The organism is Desulfitobacterium elongatum, from assembly GCF_055378975.1.
The window spans coordinates 4120979-4138072 of the sequence record NZ_AP038772.1 but is presented as its reverse complement, the minus strand read 5'-3'; the positions used below and the strand labels follow the sequence as shown (position 1 = coordinate 4138072).

Below are 17094 nucleotides of genomic sequence, written 5' to 3'. Positions count from 1 at the left end.
GCTTCTGCTTTTATTGTACGGCCTGCTCCATCATAGCTTTTCCGTGACCTTCCCGACAAACTCACCGACCGCACGCTTGTATTTCTCATGGGTTTCCGGATCTGCTGCGGCCAACTTAGTGAGTTCTGTCAGCAGCACCTCGAATCCATTACTCACGCTTTCCAACTGAAAAGCCACCTTGTTGGCTGTCACCAGGGCTCGGGCGGCTTTAAGATTCTTCTCCAGGGCCGCGATTTTTTCTTCGGAGGCGCCGGTGTTTCTGGCTGCGGTCACTTGCTGCTGAAGGTTTTTTATGGTGGACTGATTGTTTTTGAGGGCTTCCTGGAAGCCTGCGGCCTTTTTCTTCAGACTGTCCCGCTCGGCGGTTATCTCCGTGATGACTCCGTTCTGGGCGTCCAGGGCTTTTTGCAGATCCGCGCTCTCACTGAGGGCCTGATCTCTTTCCTTGACCGCCTGTTTGAGCTCCCGGGCCGACATGTTCTCCACATCGTTCTCGGCCATGAATTTTTCCCGCTCATCCTCCGGAATCCCCAGCAGGATTACCGCCTGGGAATACCCCAAATTCGCAAACGTTTGCGAATTTGCACTGTCCTGGCCGGAAGCAAAAGAAGGGCTTAAGTGAAGACATCCCGGTCTCCTGCTTTACGGCCACAGCCAAGCAAAAGGTCATTAAAGATATCCGGACTTACTTTCAGGAGAAGCTGTCCCTTGACCTGAAGGTTTTTTCGGCCAATGCCTCCAGGGTTAATCTGCGCAACGAAGTGTTTGAGAAGAATGAGGAAGAAAAGTACAATGCCCTGCGGGATTTGCTGGAAGGGAAGAAATGCCCCACCATTATTTATGTGACCCGCACTCGTGCCGCATCTACAATTATTATGAATTTGCCAAAAAAGAAGGGTTTGACCATTCGCACTGGGTGAAATATATGAAGGCAGCCTATGAACACAAGCATCTCCTGATTCATAAAATGCTTCCTCAGTTGGGGATCAATGTCGGATAATGAAGGAAGCAGCTTTTCAAAATGAAGATCAATCGATCGAAAGTAAAGCTTGAAAGGGAGCAAAAATGAAAAAAGGAATGTGCATTTCTTGCACATTGCAAATTCAGATATGCGATGGCAGTTTATAGCCTGGATGGGGTCATTTGATCTCCTGCTCCAGATTACTAAAGACATCCGTGTTGAAAAAGTCCGACAGAGTAATTCCCAGCCCGTCGCATAGCTTTTTAATGGTTACGACTCCGGGATTTTGGCTCTCGTCATTCAAAATGCTTTTGATCGTAGACTGGGGAACTGCCGCACGATAGCTCAAAGCATTGGACGTTATATTCCGTTCATAGCAAAACAAACAGCCCGCAAGGCTATAAGCTGCCGATAAGCGCTGAAGATATTTCTGCATATTTACACCAAACAAACTCAATAATATCACCTATGTTACATAGAATGGGGCTTTGCCGAGAGGTGATACGACAACAGACCGACGGTAAGTTGGATGTATTAGATGATGTTCAGTTTTTAAAATACAAGAGATATTTTGATTAATAATGCTCGAAATTGAGCATCAATTAGAGCTCAATCATAAGGCGGAGAGCTTCAATAGCAATTATTTGGAGTCAGGATTGCTTTGGAACCTTGGGTATAACAGCTGTTATTTTAATTTAAAAAAGCATAGGCTAAAATGCTACAGAAAAGGCGGCCGTCTGGCCGCCTGAATAATAGATCAATTATTCAACAAACACTACTATTTTGTAATAGCTGAAGTTTTTAATTTAATATCAAGTTTTTCTATCTTTCGATACAAAGTGTTCCGAGCTATATTTAAGGCCTTAGCAGTTTTAAAAATATTACCATCGTATTGTTCCAACAGGTGGATAATATGCTCACGTTCAGAAACTTTATCTTTCGGATCAAACTTCTTGGGTTGGAGATCCGTGTGATGAGAGCGCAAGATATAATCAGGCAAAATTTCAGGAGAAATTTCCAGGCCGTCAGACAAAATCATGGCCTTTTCAATCACGTTTTTTAATTCCCTTACATTTCCGGGCCAACTGTATTGGCAAAGTATATGAAGTGCTTCTTCATTGATCTGCTTGGGTTGAACATTGAACTGCTTGGACAATTCAGAGATGAAGTGCTCGGCCAAAAGGGGAATATCACTGGTTCGCTCACGGAGAGGAGGGAGGTTAATCTCAATGACATTGAGTCTATAGTAGAGATCTTGCCGGAATTGCCCGATTCGAACAAGTTCAGCCATATCTTTGTTGGTCGCTGCTACGATGCGAACATCCACTTTTTTGGGTTTGTTTGAATTGATTCGTGTAATGGTTCGCTCTTGGAGAAATCTCAGGAGCGAGACTTGCATATCGAGCGGCATCTCACCAATCTCATCGAGAAGTAGGGTCCCCTCGTGAGCATGTTCGAATTTACCAATTGAACCATGGGCTCGCGCACCAGTAAAGGCCCCTTCTTCATAACCGAAAAGTTCACTATGAAGTAAGTCTTTAGGAAGAGCCCCGCAGTTGATGGCCACAAAATTTCCTTTTCGTTGACTCAGGCGGTGAATGGCTTTAGCCACGACTTCTTTACCTGTCCCGGTCTCACCTATCAGTAATACATTGGAGGGGAACTGAGCCGTTTTGTGAATCACAGCATCGACTTTGGCCCAAGCCGTACTTTGTCCTATATAATCAATTTTTTGAGGTTTACAAGGTTTAAGGGGGATAGAAGAGCTTCCATTAAAAATGAGCATGGTACGGGTATCCCCATTAATCAGCCGAATCTGTCTTCTTCTCAGCAAATGAAAGCCAGGAATTGCCTGTTTTTTATTTGAGGATGCTCCCTTGAACTTAAATTCTTGATCCAGTTGTTCGTGACAGTTATCCATGAGGATTGACAAATCGCTTTTATCGACAAGATATTGTCCCAAGGACTTGTTAGCAAAGCTATGAACACCTAATTGGTGTTCGAAAGCCCGGTTAGCTGTGACTACAATTCCATCACTATTCAAGGTTACTACGAGGTGTGAGCAGTAATCTATCATTTCTTTGAACAAAGCTGTATTTTCAAAGGAGATAAAACGCTCCTGCTTCTCGACGAGAAGCCGTTCAATTATCTTAGTCGCTGAAATAAGCATGGGTAGCGCTTTTTCTGGGAGCTTACCAAAAGGACTCACCCCGTTGAGGACTCCAATTAAAATGCCATCTAATAGAATGGGTGAACTAACATCAGAGTGGTTTTGGGAAATCATGCGGTAGTGCTCGTACCCATCGGATCTCATAGGGACCTTCTCCTTAAGAGTGATTGTAATAGCACCGTTTCCGCAAGAAGCTTCATTGGTGTAAGCTCCTAAAGTTCGGGGATAGTTCTTAATGGGGGTAATTAACTCAAAAACAAAGCCTTCTGGATCACAAATACTAATATTACAATTGAGCAAGGTATAGATATAATTCATTACAGGAGCGGCTATGGATAACAATTCAGCATACTGATGTTTCTTTTCTTGCAATAAAGAAACGTCAGCTCTAGGAAAGTCTGAAGACCAAGGATCGAGCCCATAATCACGGCAACGCTCCCATGACTGGGCAACTAAGGGGTTAACTTTGTCTTTTAGAATAATTCCACTAGAGACAAAAGTCTTCCAAGCCTCGAGAACTTCTTCCTGGTTACTGGGCATTTCACTCAACCTCCTTAAAAAAACTATACGCAATAAAAACTAGTAGGGGAGGAGTACACAACTTCGTTCTATATTTCACTACTGCTAAAGCGTATGCCTTATCATCAGCCCATTACTGAACAATTCTTTGGTTGTTCAGGGGAAGAACAGTAGTAATACATTCACTAATTAGATTTAGCATTAGAAAAAATGATAAATAATTAGGCATTATATCAGTAATAATCTTACACCAACTCTGTTTTATTATCAAATAAATGCTAAGGATTATTCCATTATTAGATTATTATTTAGTGCTAGGTTAGGTATTGAACATTGTGTTTGAACAGTATGTTCAAGTTAGTGAACAATATTACATTCTCATAATCAATTGAAAAGTGCTAAAGAAGTCATTCACATACGACGGTAGTGGGATTTTTACTATTAACCAAGACTTTGGCATGAGTCTTGCAATTATCCATGTCGTAGGGCAGATACGTCAGCAGTAATAACGACAACTCAAATGTAAGGGGGAGAGTATTCATTATGAAAAGCAATGAGATGCCGACATTCGGAAACTTGCACGGCGTAAAGGTAGTAAGCATTGGCTCCGCAATAGCCGGGCCCTTTGTAGGTACGCTTTTCGCTGAACAGGGGGCCGATGTCATTTATGTTGAAAGTACGTTAGCTCCAGATATGTTTCGCATGTTCGGAGACGTATTTACAGTAGAACATCGAAATCAAAGAGGTATTGCTTTGGATATTCCATCACCTGAAGGTCGCGAGATTTTATTTCGCTTGATTAAAGGGTGTGATGTTTTGGTTGAAAATTCCAAAGGAGGAACCTGGGCAAAATGGGGGCTAACTGATGAGGTGCTTTGGGAGATAAACCCCAAGCTTGTTATCGCCCATGTCTCTGGTTTTGGGCAGACCGGGGATCCGGATTATATTAAGAGAGGTTCCTATGACCCCGTCGGTCAGGCGTTTAGTGGTTATATGGCCATAAACGGAGAGCCGGATCCAGCACCACCTTATGCGGTAAAACCATTTACAGGGGATTATATCACCGCTCTCACTGCAGCTTGGTCTTGTATGGCAGCGCTCTATCGTACTCGGGAAACGGGCATCGGGGAGAGTATCGATATCGCCCAGTACGAAGCACTGGCTCGTCTGCAAGGGAACTTCCTGACAGAAGGGGTAAACTATGGAAAACAACCTCCTCGTATGGGGAATAAAGATCTTAAATCGGCCTTGGAAAATGTCCAAAAATGTAAGGATGGTAATTGGGTCATGTTAGCCTTGGGTGGTGCTGCCACTCTGAAACGAGTAGAGACTCTTTGGGGTTTAGCTGATGATCCGGATTTTGCTGAGCCACATACGGTTATCTTTAAGAGCGATGGACCTAGGGCAGAGAAGTTCGTAAAGGCAGCTGAAGATTTTTGTCGATGCCATACTGCAGAGGAAGTCGACAAAATATTAAATTCGATCAATGTTCCAAGCAGTGTGATTATGACCTATGAAATGATGCTGGAAAATCCCCATTACCAAGCGAGAGAGACAATAACGGAATGGCATGATCCGATTACTGATCGTATGGTTAAAGGAGTAGGGCCTATTCCTAAATTTGTGAAAAACCCCAGTCGGATTTTCCGCGGTGGAGCGACCTATGGGATGGATAATGAAGATGTCTTAAGTGAATTAGGCTTTGGAGAAGATGAGATTAAGACCCTCTATGAGAATGGCGTAATCAAGGGGAAATAATCTGATGAGCTAACTTGGCTGCCAAGACCTGAATTCTCAGGTCACCATTACTGATATTGAGGTGAAATTATGAACGTTATTGCATGTTACAAAATCGTCCCGGAAGAACAGGATATTGTGGTACAGGCTGACCGCAACCTTTCCTTAGCGCGGGCAGAGTGGAAGATTGGGCAGTATGACCAAAATGCTGTAGAAGCAGGGATGCAAATCGTTGAAGCGGTAGGAGGAAAAGTTTCTGCCCTCAGCGTGGGTGATAAACAGCTGGAGAACTCAAAATTAAAGAAGGGAATCCTCTCCAGGGGTCCTGAAGATCTTTACCTCGTAGTTGATGAACGCTTGGAGAATGCGGATGCTCATCTAACAGCTAAAGTACTCGAAGCAGCCATTCAGAAGATAGGAGATTATGATCTCATCCTTTGCGGAGAAGGATCTGGGGATTTATACTCCCAGCAAGTCGGAATACAGTTGGGTGAATTATTAAATGTCCCTACAGTTAATGCTGTGAGCAAAATCACTTCTGCAGGAGACAAGTTAATCGTCGAACGTTCCCTGGAAAACGAGGTCGAGGTACTCGAAGTACCGCTACCGGCAGTGATTTCTGTCACAACGGATATCAATCAGCCTCGCATTCCAAGTATGAAGAATATCCTGGCTGCAGGGAAAAAACCGGTTACTGAATGGGGACTTTCCGATCTTGGGGCAGAGGGTATAACGAGACCTACAGAAATTCTGAGCACTTTGGCGCCCGAACAGGTTGACCGCAAACAGATTATATTAGAGGGCGATTCTGAAGAAGTCGTCCAGAAGCTTTTCGAGAACATTCATAAAGAACTTCTCTAGGGGATGGTGAAAAAGATGAGTAAGATCAATAAAGTATGGGTATTGGCTGAAAAAGAAGCGGGCTTAGCTCAGCTGTGTGCCGGGGGTCGACAACTTGGAGAAGTAGTCGCAGCGGTGGTCCTAGGAACGAAGGAAGAGGCTGAAAAGGCGATAGCCATGGGGGCTGACACGGTCTACTGGTTGGGTGAGGCGAAACCAGAAAATATGATGGAAGATTACGTAAAGACCATTTCGGAGCTTCTCAAAACTGAGAGGCCTGACCTACTGATGGTTCAACCAACTAAAAGGGGAAAACTTATTGCGGGTCGTTTAGCAGCAAGTCTTGGGACTAGCACTCTGGTGGATGCTGCCGAAATTGTTTTAGATGGGAAAATTCAGGTCAAGCATATGGTTTATGGCGGGGCCGCTTTCCGAACAGAGAGAGCTCTGACAGAAACAACGATTACGACAGTTGGAGCGGGGGTCTTCACAGCTCTACCAGAAGATGCAACTCGACAAGGGAAAGTAGTCGCTGTAGATTATGTAGAACCAACCACTAAAATCAAGCGTCTCGAGAAGAAGAGTAAAGAAAGTTCTTCGGTCAACCTCAGTGCGGCCAAACGGGTTGTGAGCATTGGCCGCGGTATAGCGAATCAGGAAGATATTAAATTGGTTGAAGAATTAGCAGCTCAGATTGGAGCAGAGGTCGGATGTTCTCGCCCTATTGCTGAGGGAGTCAATTGGCTTCCTACTGAAAGATATATCGGGGTTTCTGGGGCGATGTTGAAACCTGAGGTGTATCTTGCTGTAGGAATCTCAGGACAGGTACAGCACATGGTTGGCGCTAATCAAGCCAAAGTAATAATCTCCATCAATAAAGATAAAGCAGCGCCAATCTTCAAACAATCTGACTATGGAATCGTTGGGGATCTTTATAAGGTACTTCCTCTCTTGACTGAGAGATTCAAAGCAAACAAGTAAACATTATGAAATTGGTCTTAGATCAATATTAGAATAGGTGAGACTAAATGGCAGATAAATACGAAGTCATAATTGTCGGGGCTGGCCCTGCGGGGCTAGCAGCCGCTTATCGATTAGCACAGGCGGGGATAGAAGTCGTGGTCGTTGAGCGCGGGGATTATCCTGGCAGTAAAAATCTGAGCGGTGGGGTTCTTTATAGCCGAGTTCTGGATCAACTGATTCCCGAGTTTTGGGAAGAAGCCCCGATTGAGCGTTATATAACCAACTATATCACCACACTGATGACCAAAGATGACTACTTTAATCTGGAGTACAAGGGCAAAGCTTTGGGGGATACCCCGTATAATGCGGTTACCGTACTTCGGGCGAAATTTGACCGCTGGCTGGCTGACAAGGCTGAAGAAGCCGGCGCAATGATTGTCACTGGCATCAAAGTGGAAAAGGTGATCAAAGAAGGAAACCGTGTCATTGGGATTAGTACTGGAGATGAAGAAATGCTCGCTGACGTCGTAATCGCAGCGGACGGCATTAATTCATTCATTGCTCAGGAAGCTGGTTTACGCGGGGAGATTAAACTGGACCATCTCGCAGTCGGTGCCAAAGCAGTTATCGAGCTTCCAAGGGGAGTAATCGAAGAGCGCTTTAGATTGACAGGTAATGAAGGGGCAGCTTATGCCATCTTAGGTGAGGCAACTCGTGGGGTTGCAGGTGGGGCTTTCTTCTATACCAATCAGGAGAGTCTCTCGATAGGTATTGTCATGCGCCTGGATGATTTGGTGAAGGAACGAGTAAAGCCACCCGAGGTCTTAGATGATCTCCTTGAGCATCCCATGATTGCTCCCCTAGTGAAAGGCGGAACGATGACCGAGTATGGGGCGCATCTAACCGGTGAAGGCGGGCTGAATATGGTACCGCAGAAACTCTATACTGATGGGATGCTCATCATCGGGGATGCCGCAGGATTCACGATTAACAGCGGGCTCGTTATCCGAGGAATGGACCTAGCGATCGGTTCAGGTATGGTGGCAGCGGATGCTGTTATCGAAGCGAAGGCGAAGGGTGACTTTAGTGAGAGTAGCTTAAGTGCCTATAGTCGTAACCTTAATGAGAGTTTTGTTATGAAAGACTTGAAGCTTTATGCCAAGGCTCCAGCATTTATGGAGAATGATCGCCTGTATAAACAATATTCACTTATGGTCAATAATCTATTTGGCAAGCTCTATACACAAGACTTGACGCCAAAGGAACATCTGATGAAAGTTGCGATGAAATCGCTTAAGGAAAGCGGCATCTCCATGTTCGACTTAGCAAAGGATGGAATTATGGGGGTACGAGCACTATGAACCGTTTGAGTTTGACAGATAAATTAAATTTAGACAAGTTTGAAGTGGATGAGGGAGAACCCCATATCATCATTAACAATACACTCTGTAAATCATGCCAGGACAAGCGTTGTCTGTTTGTCTGTCCTGTAGGTCTATACAGTGAGCAGAATGGAGAAATCATTGTCGAGTGGGCCGGTTGTTTGGAGTGCGGAACGTGTCGGGCAGTCTGTGATAAGAAGGCCCTCGATTGGAAGTATCCGAGGGGTGGATTCGGAATCATCTATCGTCAGGGATAAAACATGAGATTGTTAGTAAAAGGGGAGAGGAGGTAAGGGGAGTATGACCCCTTCTAATCTAGGGTATCTCTTAACACGAAATGCAAACCAATATCCAGAAATGACGGCTCTTGTGTATAAGAATCAACGGTTTTCATATCGGGAGCTCAACGAGAAGGTTAACCGCCTAGCTCATTCAATGATGGATCTTGGGATTACAAAGGGCGATAAAGTAGGTTATCTTTTTCCAAATTGCAATCAGATTGTTGAGTTGCTTTTTGCCCTCCTGAAGATTGGGGCGGTCGCAGTACCCTTGAATCATCGTTTAATTTCCCGGGAAATCAAGTGCTTATTAGATTCCGCTGAATGCAAAGCTTTTGTGTATAGCGATATATATGCTGAAAAGGTAGAAGAAGTAAAAGGACGATTTAACACTGTGAAATTACTAATTTGTTCAGGGAAGCATACTTTAGACGAATACTCCTTTGAACAATTAGGATGTCATGAGAAAAAGCATGAGCCTGAGGTCTGCGTTGAAGAAAATGACTTAAGTCGAATTCAATTTACGGGTGGAACAACTGGCCGTTCGAAAGGTGTCATGCGGACACATAAAAGCGACCTCTTCCAAACCATTAGCATCATGACACAAAACAAAATGGGGGCAAGTCCTGGTGAAGTGGTGCTTACCCAATCTCCACTTCATCATCAAGGTGGAGTATCCTGGTTATTTTCAGTTGTAGCAGCTGGTGCACAACTCGTAATCAGCGATGTCTTTGATCCCGAACGAATACTCAAGCAGATTCAAGACTATCGAGTGACTTATCTTATGCTTCTACCACCCAGTACGTATCTCAGACTCTTTGATATCCCCAACTTTCAGAACTTCGATCTCTCATCGGTCAGGCTCGTTCAGATGTCAGCAGGTGGAACTTCACCTGAAATCCTTCTCAAAACCTATGAAGCTTTTCCTAACTGTGAAATCAATTATGGCTGGGGACAAACCGAATCAGGCGCTGGGACAGGGCACGTGCTTACTCGTGAAATGGCGGTCAACCTTTCACCAAGAATTAAAAGCGTTGGTAGGGCAATGCCTTTTTTCGAAATACGTATCGTCGACGAGCAAGGTAAGGATGTTCAAATCGGAGAAGCGGGGGAGTGTATCGTAAGAGGTCCTTCCGTCATGTTGGGATATTATAGTCAGCCCGAATTAACGGCGAAGGCCATCAAGGATGGTTGGGTCTATACCGGGGATATATTCAGGCAGGACGAAGAAGGATATTACTACTTGCTGGATCGCAAAAAAGACATGATTAAGACGGGTGGAGAAAATGTCTTTGCTCAGGAAGTTGAAGGTGTCATCAGAAGTCATCCCGCTATTCAGGACTGCGCTGTTATTGGTATTCCTGACACCGTATTTGGGGAAGCAGTTATGGCTGTTATCAAGCTCAGAACGGGATGGACTCTCACTGCTGATGAAGTAAAAAAGCACTGTAAAAGTCAATTAGCCAGCTATAAAAAGCCACGCTATATTGAATTTGTCGAAAGCTTTCCAGTGGACAGCGCTGGCAAGATTCAAAAATATAGGGTTAGAGAAATGTACAAGACATTCACTGAAATAAAGCAATATGAGGAGGAGAAATACTGTGGATTTTAGACTTACTGAAGAACAGGAATTATTATTGGAAAGCCTTAGAGAGGTTATGGCTAGAGATTGTACAGAAGAATATATGAAAGAGTGTAATGAGAAAGGCGAGTACCCACAGAAGTTTATTAATTCGTTAATGGAAAATGGTTTTAGCATGTTAGGTGTTCCTGAGGAGTACGGCGGAACTCCTGTCGATACGATGACGATGATGCTCGTTGCCGAAGAAATAACCAAAAACGGCGGCCCCCACTTTGCATTTGGGCAAGCTTTATCCATCGCGGATATGCTGGAATTTGGCTCTGAAGAGCAAAAGGCAGACACGATGCGCGAGGTTCAAGCGGGTAAAGTTGCTTTCGTATTAGGCTTTACCGAGCCTCAGGCAGGCTCCGATAGCAGTGCAGCTACTGCTACGTTTACCCGGAAAAACGGCAAAGTCTATATTAACGGTCATAAAACCTTTATGAGCAATGCCCTTACAGCACCCTATATGCTTTGTTTGGCCCGAAATTCCGAAGAGGTGGGTGATGCCGACAAACGTAATGCCTTTACGATGTGGTGGATTCCCATGAATAAACCAGGAATCAAAATTGAAAAGTTAAAGAAAATTGGTTGGCACATGATGGATACTTGTGAAGTGTATCTGGAAGACGTTGAAATCGAGGAAAAAGATTTGGTCGGCGTTGAAGGCAATGGATTCAAGCAGGTTCTGATTAACTTTGAACTGGAACGTCTGTTAATGGCCGCCTCTGTGTTGGGTTATGCGGAATGTGCCTTTGAGGATGCTGCTCGTTACGCTAATCAACGGGTACAGTTTGGCAAGACCATCGGTTCCTTCCAACTTATTCAAGAGAAACTCACGGACATGAAAATTAAGATAGAGAACATGAAGAATATGGTCTATAAGTGTGCTTGGGAAGCAGATAATGGTCTTCCTCTTCAAATCTCTTCTGCCTTATCCAAACTCTATTGTGCCCGGTCATCCAATGAAGTTATTGATGATGCGATGCAGATTATGGGTGGCATTGGTTACACCACTGATTGCCGTATCTCGAGATTATGGCTGGATGCTCGTGTCTTCAGAATTGGCGGAGGTACTGACGAGATTATGATTCACGCTGCTGGCAGAGCGATTCTGAAGCAATACAAGTAATGATAGACTTTAAACCGCATCGTTAAATGATTTTATTCTTTATCCTTTACTGGATATTTAATTTCCCCTTAATAAATGAAAAGAGGTGGTAGGGAAGTAACAAGTAAGGGGGAAGTTAAAATATATTCTCAAATGCGATTATCTATATGTTTTTAAAGAAAAGGAAGGGGAACTAGACATGGAACAAAGTAAAAAAATCCATTACGCTTGGTTTGTATTTATTTCTTTAGCCCTGATGTTCTTTGCTGCAGTAGGTATGTTGGGAAACACTAACGGCCTCTATCTGACTCCGGTTTCCAAAGAAATGGGCTGGACACGTACAGATGCATCTTGGTACCTAACCATTTATATGCTAGTAATGGCATTCAGCCAACCTTTTGCCAGTCGATTGATTTATAAAGTCAATCCGAAGTTACTATTAGGTATTGCTATGACATTTGTTTGTGTAGCTACTGGAGCTGCTTCCCAGTTTCATACGATTATGGCTTGGAATATTTCTGCAATCTTTATCGGTCTTGGTCAAGCCGTGATTATGTACCTCGCTGTACCTATCCTTTTGGGTAACTGGTTTAACAAAAAATTTGCTACAGTTTTAGGTATCGCCTTGGCACTAGGTACTGTGGGTTCTGCTATTGCCAATCCTGTGGCTGGTGCGTTAATTACCCAATATGGCTGGAGAAGCGCTCGCCTCATCATGTCTGTCGCCGCTTGGGTGATTGCCATGCCTGGCATTCTCTTTATCATCCGTTTCAAGCCTGCAGATATGGGCTTGAAACCATACGGCTATGAAGAGGGACAAGAGTCTAAAGCTGCTGCACCTTTAAAAGGAGTTTCAGCAATGAATGCCTTGAAATCTCCTGCAATGTATATGATTATTCTGTTAGCTGGCTGTGTTGTCTTGTTCGCTTCCATGAATACACAGATTCCTGGATATGCTACTTCAGTTGGACTAGCTACAACGGTTGGAGCGTTTGCCATGACCATTCTGAACTTTGCCAATATGGGCGGAAAAGTTTTCTTGGGTTGGCTTACTGACCGTGTAGGATACCTTGGTGCTATGCTTACAGCCTTAATCAGCGGTATTTTAGGGGCGGTTATTATTCTGATCGGTGGCGGAAACGTTACCATCTTCTACACCGGTTTGGTTTTCTTCGGGCTTTGCTTTGCTTCTCTGACAGTAATGCTGCCGTTGGTTGTCAAAGGTATCTTTGGACCCAGAGAATTCGGGAAGATCTATAGTAACGTTACCATGGTACAGAGCATCATCGCAGCCTTCGCTGCCATTATTTACGCAAAAATTTTCGACATCTCCAAGAGCTTTATCTTTGCTTGGCAACTTAACCTTGTCACTTTGACGCTTGGTATTATCCTGTTAGTGGGAGCCGTTAAGATAGGCAAGAAGCTGATTCATGAATAGTCTTATTTAATCTTGTTTTTCCATCCTTTAATGTAATGGTAGACCCCAATCTGCTAGGGGATTGGGGTCTACCAACTACGAAGAGTTGGTACTTTTAAACAGGAGGTAGAAAGATGAGCGAACAAGTGAAAATAAAAAACCCATGGATAGCCTATTTGGGTTTTTTGTTCGGCTCTTTTACGATTATTGAGGCCTTAGCGTTTCAGATCCCTGTGGTACCGGTTGTAACGAAGGAATTTGGAATCTCCGTAGCCTCTGCTGCTTTTATTGGCTTAACGTACTATCTGACCCATATTGTTACAGGTCCTGTCTGGGGAAATCTTGCCGATCAGTTCGGCAGGAAAAAGATTGTACTACTTGGAGTTGCTATTTTTGCAGTAAGCGAATTTATGGCAGCAGTCAGTCCTAATTTTGGGATATTCCTGTTTGCCAGGTTTGTTCAAGGTATCGGTTCAGGCTGTGTCGTATCCTCCGGCCTTGCCTATGCCCAATATTTATTTCCTCCGGAAAAAAGAGGAACAGCAATAGGAACATTTACTTCAATAGGTACAGTCGGTGCAGCAGTAGGCGGTATCGTCGGGGGCAATGTGGTCAACAGCTTTGGTTGGCAATATGTTTATTATATTAACGGTACTTTTGCAATCATAGGTTTACTCATTATCGCACTTACAGTACCTGAGACAGAGCCTGTGGCCAAAAAGCCCTTCGATTACCTTGGGTCTATCCTGTTATTGCTTACGGTTGGGACTCTGCTATCCGTTACAACGCTCATATCCAATTTAGGGCTGAAATCTCCGATTACTTTGAGTGTACTAGCTACAGGTATCCTTCTGTTTATTATTTTCTGGTTTTATGAAAAGAGAAACTCTCATCCCTTTATTGAACTTTCCCTATTGAAAAATAGGATATTTATACTACCTTTAATTATTTACTTCCTTATCCAGGTATGCAACACGGGCGCAATGATGGCAAATTCCTTCTACGTCAATGTCAAGCCTGGCGGTGGCCCTGTTGCTGTCGGCACAGTAGCTATGTGGTCCTATGTAGCAGGGGCTGTGGGTGGATTTACAAGCGGCAAACTGATTGACCGGTTTAGGATTAAGCATGTTCTATTGGTGGGAATATCAGTCTTTTTCCTGGGGATTTTCACATATTCCCGCTTTACTCCGAATACACCTACTTGGTTTATATCTGCGTCTATTGGCATTTTCACAGCAGGTATCTGCATGATGACGCCGGCCTGCATCAAGATGGCATTATCGGTTGTACCCCGTGATAAGCTGGGTTCTGGCTCGGGTACCTATACCATGATTCAATACATGGGAAATCCAGCTGGAAACTCGATTGGGCTGGCTATTTTCAGTTCTTTATCGGTGTCCGCCATGACCTCGCAACTGACGACCATGGCACAGGCCCACGGAGTAGGAAAGGACATGATTCCTGCAATAGTAGAAGCTGGAAAGACTAAGGGAGCGGTCATTGCACCGTCGTTAGCTGACTATCTGGGCAAACTTGGTCTCAAATTTCAGACCCTTTATACCGAGGCTAATGTTCAGGCGATGGTTTCTGCCTTGAACAATATGGCTTATATCATTCTTGGAATAACGATCATTGTATTCTTGCTTACACTTTTTGCACTGCCAAGTGTTTCCTCAACTTATGAAGATAAAAGGTCGAATCAATCGTGAAACTTTAATATTAGCTGTATTTAGTCTTGCAAAAGTCTGTGATTCTTGAGAAATCATATGCAGTAATCGGCTGGTGACGGTCGGTTACTGCATATCAAAAACAGCAAAAAATGCTGTTCCGGAAGAAAATCATCCCGGTCATATGGCAAGTTAGTCAATCGCAAAAAGGCATGATTTGGCCGTCAAAGATAGGCCGAACTGTTCATAACATCAAAATAATTCATAACGAGCCAGATGCTTCGACGGGTAAAATTAATTAAGGAACTACACAACAACATGAAATACTGGAGGAAGATAAAGAATGTCAAAATTTCCGTTGTTAAGCTCCCCCATCCAAATAGGTAGACTGACCATGAAAAACCGGATGATGACAACATCCATGTCGCCGGGTCATGAGTATATCACCGATGAAGGCGCTCCAAACGAAAGAATGTTTAACTTCCTGGAAGAAAGAGCCGCCGGAGGAACAGCCTTAATCTGCTTAACGATTTGTTTTTACCCTAGACTCGCAAAGCAATTGGAGCATCTTCACCCTCTAACACTCGGTTATTCCGACGACCATGTACCTTATTTGAAGAAAATGTCCGACATTGTTCATAAACACGGCGGAATCCTTATTGGACAGCCTTATGCAGTCCATGATTGGAAACCTGCCCCTGAAGAGCCGGAAGAATACTGGGGTCCTTCAACAAAATCAATATCTAAGCATCATATTCCTAAAGCAATGACCAAGGAGCACATCGAGATCTTTAAGAAAAACGTAGTACAATGTGCTGTAACGCTACAAAAAGCCGGCTGGGATGGTGTCGAGGTCATGGCAGGCGTCGGTGGTATTTTGAACCGTTTCATGTCACCAGCGACCAATGACCGGACTGATGAGTATGGTGGTAGTCTTGAAAACCGCTGCAGACTTACGGTAGAAGTTATGACGGAAATTAAAAAGGCTTGTGGTGAAGATTTTCCCATGCTGGTACGCTGGTCACCGGTTGATTTTATTCCCGGCAGTTTACAAATGGAAGAATCTTTACAAATTGCTTCAATATTAGAAAAGGCCGGTGCCGCTTTACACAACTTAGCGCCAGGCTGGCATGAAACCTCGGTTCCTCTCACCATCAAAGATGTTCCCGAAGGGTATTGGTCCTGGGTTTCAGAAAAAATTAAGACTGTAGCAACCATTCCTGTTGCCACAGCCTATAGAAATACGGATCCGGATTCCATGGAGGATATCCTTCAGAAGAAAAAGGCCGATGTAATCGCGGGTTTAAGATATGCTATCGCTGATCCCTCCTTTGCCAAGAAAGTCATGGAAGATAGGCCGGAAGATATCAATCGATGTATTTGTTGCTGCCGCTGCCTTGATGATGTCATCAGTCAGGGTAAACCCTTAAACTATTGTGGGGTTAATCCACGTTTGGGAGAAGAGTTGGAAAAACCATTAGTTCAAGCTAAAAAGGTGAAAAAAGTCATGGTAATCGGCAGCGGCCCGGGAGGATTGTCAGCTGCGGTAACTGCTGCACGCAGAGGTCATGATGTTACAATCTATGAGCGTGGGCCAAGAGTGGGTGGTTGTCTTGTTATGAGTACCATCTTTAGTCCAACCTATGGCCGCTTAAATGCGTATTACCAAACCATTCTTCAGAAACACCCTGAAATTAAGCTCAAGCTCAATTCTCAGGTTACACCGGAATTAGTGAAACAAATCAAGCCTGATGCTGTCATTGTTGCTAACGGCGGACATCCGCTTGATCTCGATGCACCGGGTACAGACGGTAAAAACGTGATTAAGTCACATGATTTTCTTGAGATGTTGAACGGTAAAGCACCGAAAAAGCCAGGATTATTCAACAAATTCATGTGGAATGCTGGTTCAATCTTCCTTAGGTTTTTCTATACCCCGGATTTAGCGAGATTCTTTATGGCCAAATCCCCGTGGCCGCTTGGTAAGAAAATCGCCGTAGTGGGTGGCGGTCTTCCGGGTTGTGAGTTAGCCAAAGAATTGATGCATACTAATCGTGATCTGGTAATTATCGAGGAACGGAAGAAAATTGGTTGGGATGTTGGCGGAAGTGACCGTTTCCATATCACTTCTGGATTCAAAAAATCGCCGCGGGTCACCTTAGAACCCTTGACTAAAGTAAAAGAAATTACCAATCAAGGGGTCAAGGTAGTTCATGAAGACGGAAGTGAGGCTTTACACGAAGCTGATACCGTAGCTCTAACGTTAGGTTTTGGTAAAAATCTGGATTTGGCTGAATCTTTAAAAGGCGTAGTGAGAGAACTCTATGTCGTTGGTGATTGTACCTATCCTTCAAGAATGGCGGATGCTACCAAAGCGGGGTATCAGGCTGCTTCTAAACTTTAATTAAGGATTCGAGCTTGTCCATCC

14 protein-coding genes are annotated in these 17094 nt (G+C 44.0%); 11 read left to right on the top strand and 3 right to left on the bottom strand.

All coding sequences use genetic code 11. The features are described 5' to 3' along the window. Nucleotides 1–30: 30 nt before the first annotated feature. The gene (locus ACZ42W_RS19560; RefSeq protein WP_464166932.1) at nucleotides 31–561 is read right to left on the bottom strand and encodes a DUF3102 domain-containing protein; all 531 of its coding nucleotides are present in this window, start codon (nucleotides 559–561) and stop codon (nucleotides 31–33) included. A 20-nt stretch (nucleotides 562–581) separates the two neighbouring features. On the opposite strand from ACZ42W_RS19560, the gene ACZ42W_RS19555 reads away from it, so the two are divergent. Further along, the gene (locus tag ACZ42W_RS19555; protein WP_464166931.1) at nucleotides 582–920 is read left to right on the top strand and encodes a hypothetical protein; all 339 of its coding nucleotides are present in this window, start codon (nucleotides 582–584) and stop codon (nucleotides 918–920) included. 219 nt (nucleotides 921–1139) lie between these two features. Here ACZ42W_RS19555 and ACZ42W_RS19550 read toward each other — a convergent pair whose 3' ends face one another. Next, nucleotides 1140–1418, bottom strand: a complete 279-nt coding sequence (locus ACZ42W_RS19550; RefSeq protein ID WP_464166930.1) for a helix-turn-helix domain-containing protein — start codon at nucleotides 1416–1418, stop codon at nucleotides 1140–1142. A gap of 321 nt (nucleotides 1419–1739) precedes the next feature. Then, nucleotides 1740–3671, bottom strand: coding sequence for a sigma-54-dependent Fis family transcriptional regulator (locus ACZ42W_RS19545; RefSeq protein ID WP_464166929.1), 1932 nt, complete (start codon nucleotides 3669–3671; stop codon nucleotides 1740–1742). Between the two features lie 522 nt (nucleotides 3672–4193). Between ACZ42W_RS19545 and ACZ42W_RS19540 the strand changes: the two genes are divergently transcribed. The 10 genes from ACZ42W_RS19540 (at nucleotide 4194) to ACZ42W_RS19495 (ending at nucleotide 17070) form a co-directional block, all read left to right on the top strand. Next, a complete protein-coding gene (locus tag ACZ42W_RS19540) occupies nucleotides 4194–5408 on the top strand; it encodes a CoA transferase (protein WP_464166928.1) in 1215 nt (404 codons plus the stop codon). Nucleotides 5409–5477: 69 nt separating this feature from the next. Further along, entirely contained in the window at nucleotides 5478–6248 is a 771-nt protein-coding gene (locus ACZ42W_RS19535; RefSeq protein WP_464166927.1) for an electron transfer flavoprotein, read from the top strand. A 15-nt stretch (nucleotides 6249–6263) separates the two neighbouring features. After that, entirely contained in the window at nucleotides 6264–7208 is a 945-nt protein-coding gene (locus tag ACZ42W_RS19530; protein WP_464166926.1) for an electron transfer flavoprotein subunit alpha/FixB family protein, read from the top strand. Nucleotides 7209–7255: 47 nt separating this feature from the next. After that, a complete protein-coding gene (locus tag ACZ42W_RS19525) occupies nucleotides 7256–8551 on the top strand; it encodes an FAD-dependent oxidoreductase (protein ID WP_464166925.1) in 1296 nt (431 codons plus the stop codon). Next, nucleotides 8548–8829, top strand: a complete 282-nt coding sequence (locus tag ACZ42W_RS19520) for a ferredoxin family protein (protein WP_464166924.1) — start codon at nucleotides 8548–8550, stop codon at nucleotides 8827–8829. Before ACZ42W_RS19525 ends, ACZ42W_RS19520 begins: the two co-directional genes overlap by 4 nt. A gap of 43 nt (nucleotides 8830–8872) precedes the next feature. Continuing rightward, entirely contained in the window at nucleotides 8873–10462 is a 1590-nt protein-coding gene (locus tag ACZ42W_RS19515; RefSeq protein WP_464166923.1) for a class I adenylate-forming enzyme family protein, read from the top strand. Continuing rightward, the gene (locus ACZ42W_RS19510; RefSeq protein ID WP_464166922.1) at nucleotides 10452–11603 is read left to right on the top strand and encodes an acyl-CoA dehydrogenase; all 1152 of its coding nucleotides are present in this window, start codon (nucleotides 10452–10454) and stop codon (nucleotides 11601–11603) included. The genes ACZ42W_RS19515 and ACZ42W_RS19510 overlap by 11 nt, the downstream gene beginning before the upstream one ends. A 178-nt stretch (nucleotides 11604–11781) precedes the next feature. After that, a complete protein-coding gene (locus ACZ42W_RS19505) occupies nucleotides 11782–13020 on the top strand; it encodes an MFS transporter (RefSeq protein ID WP_464166921.1) in 1239 nt (412 codons plus the stop codon). A gap of 113 nt (nucleotides 13021–13133) precedes the next feature. Next, a complete protein-coding gene (locus ACZ42W_RS19500) occupies nucleotides 13134–14708 on the top strand; it encodes an MFS transporter (RefSeq protein WP_464166920.1) in 1575 nt (524 codons plus the stop codon). A gap of 301 nt (nucleotides 14709–15009) precedes the next feature. Further along, complete coding sequence (locus ACZ42W_RS19495) at nucleotides 15010–17070, top strand: oxidoreductase (protein WP_464166919.1); 2061 nt, start codon at nucleotides 15010–15012, stop codon at nucleotides 17068–17070. The last annotated feature ends 24 nt before the right edge of the window (nucleotides 17071–17094 follow it).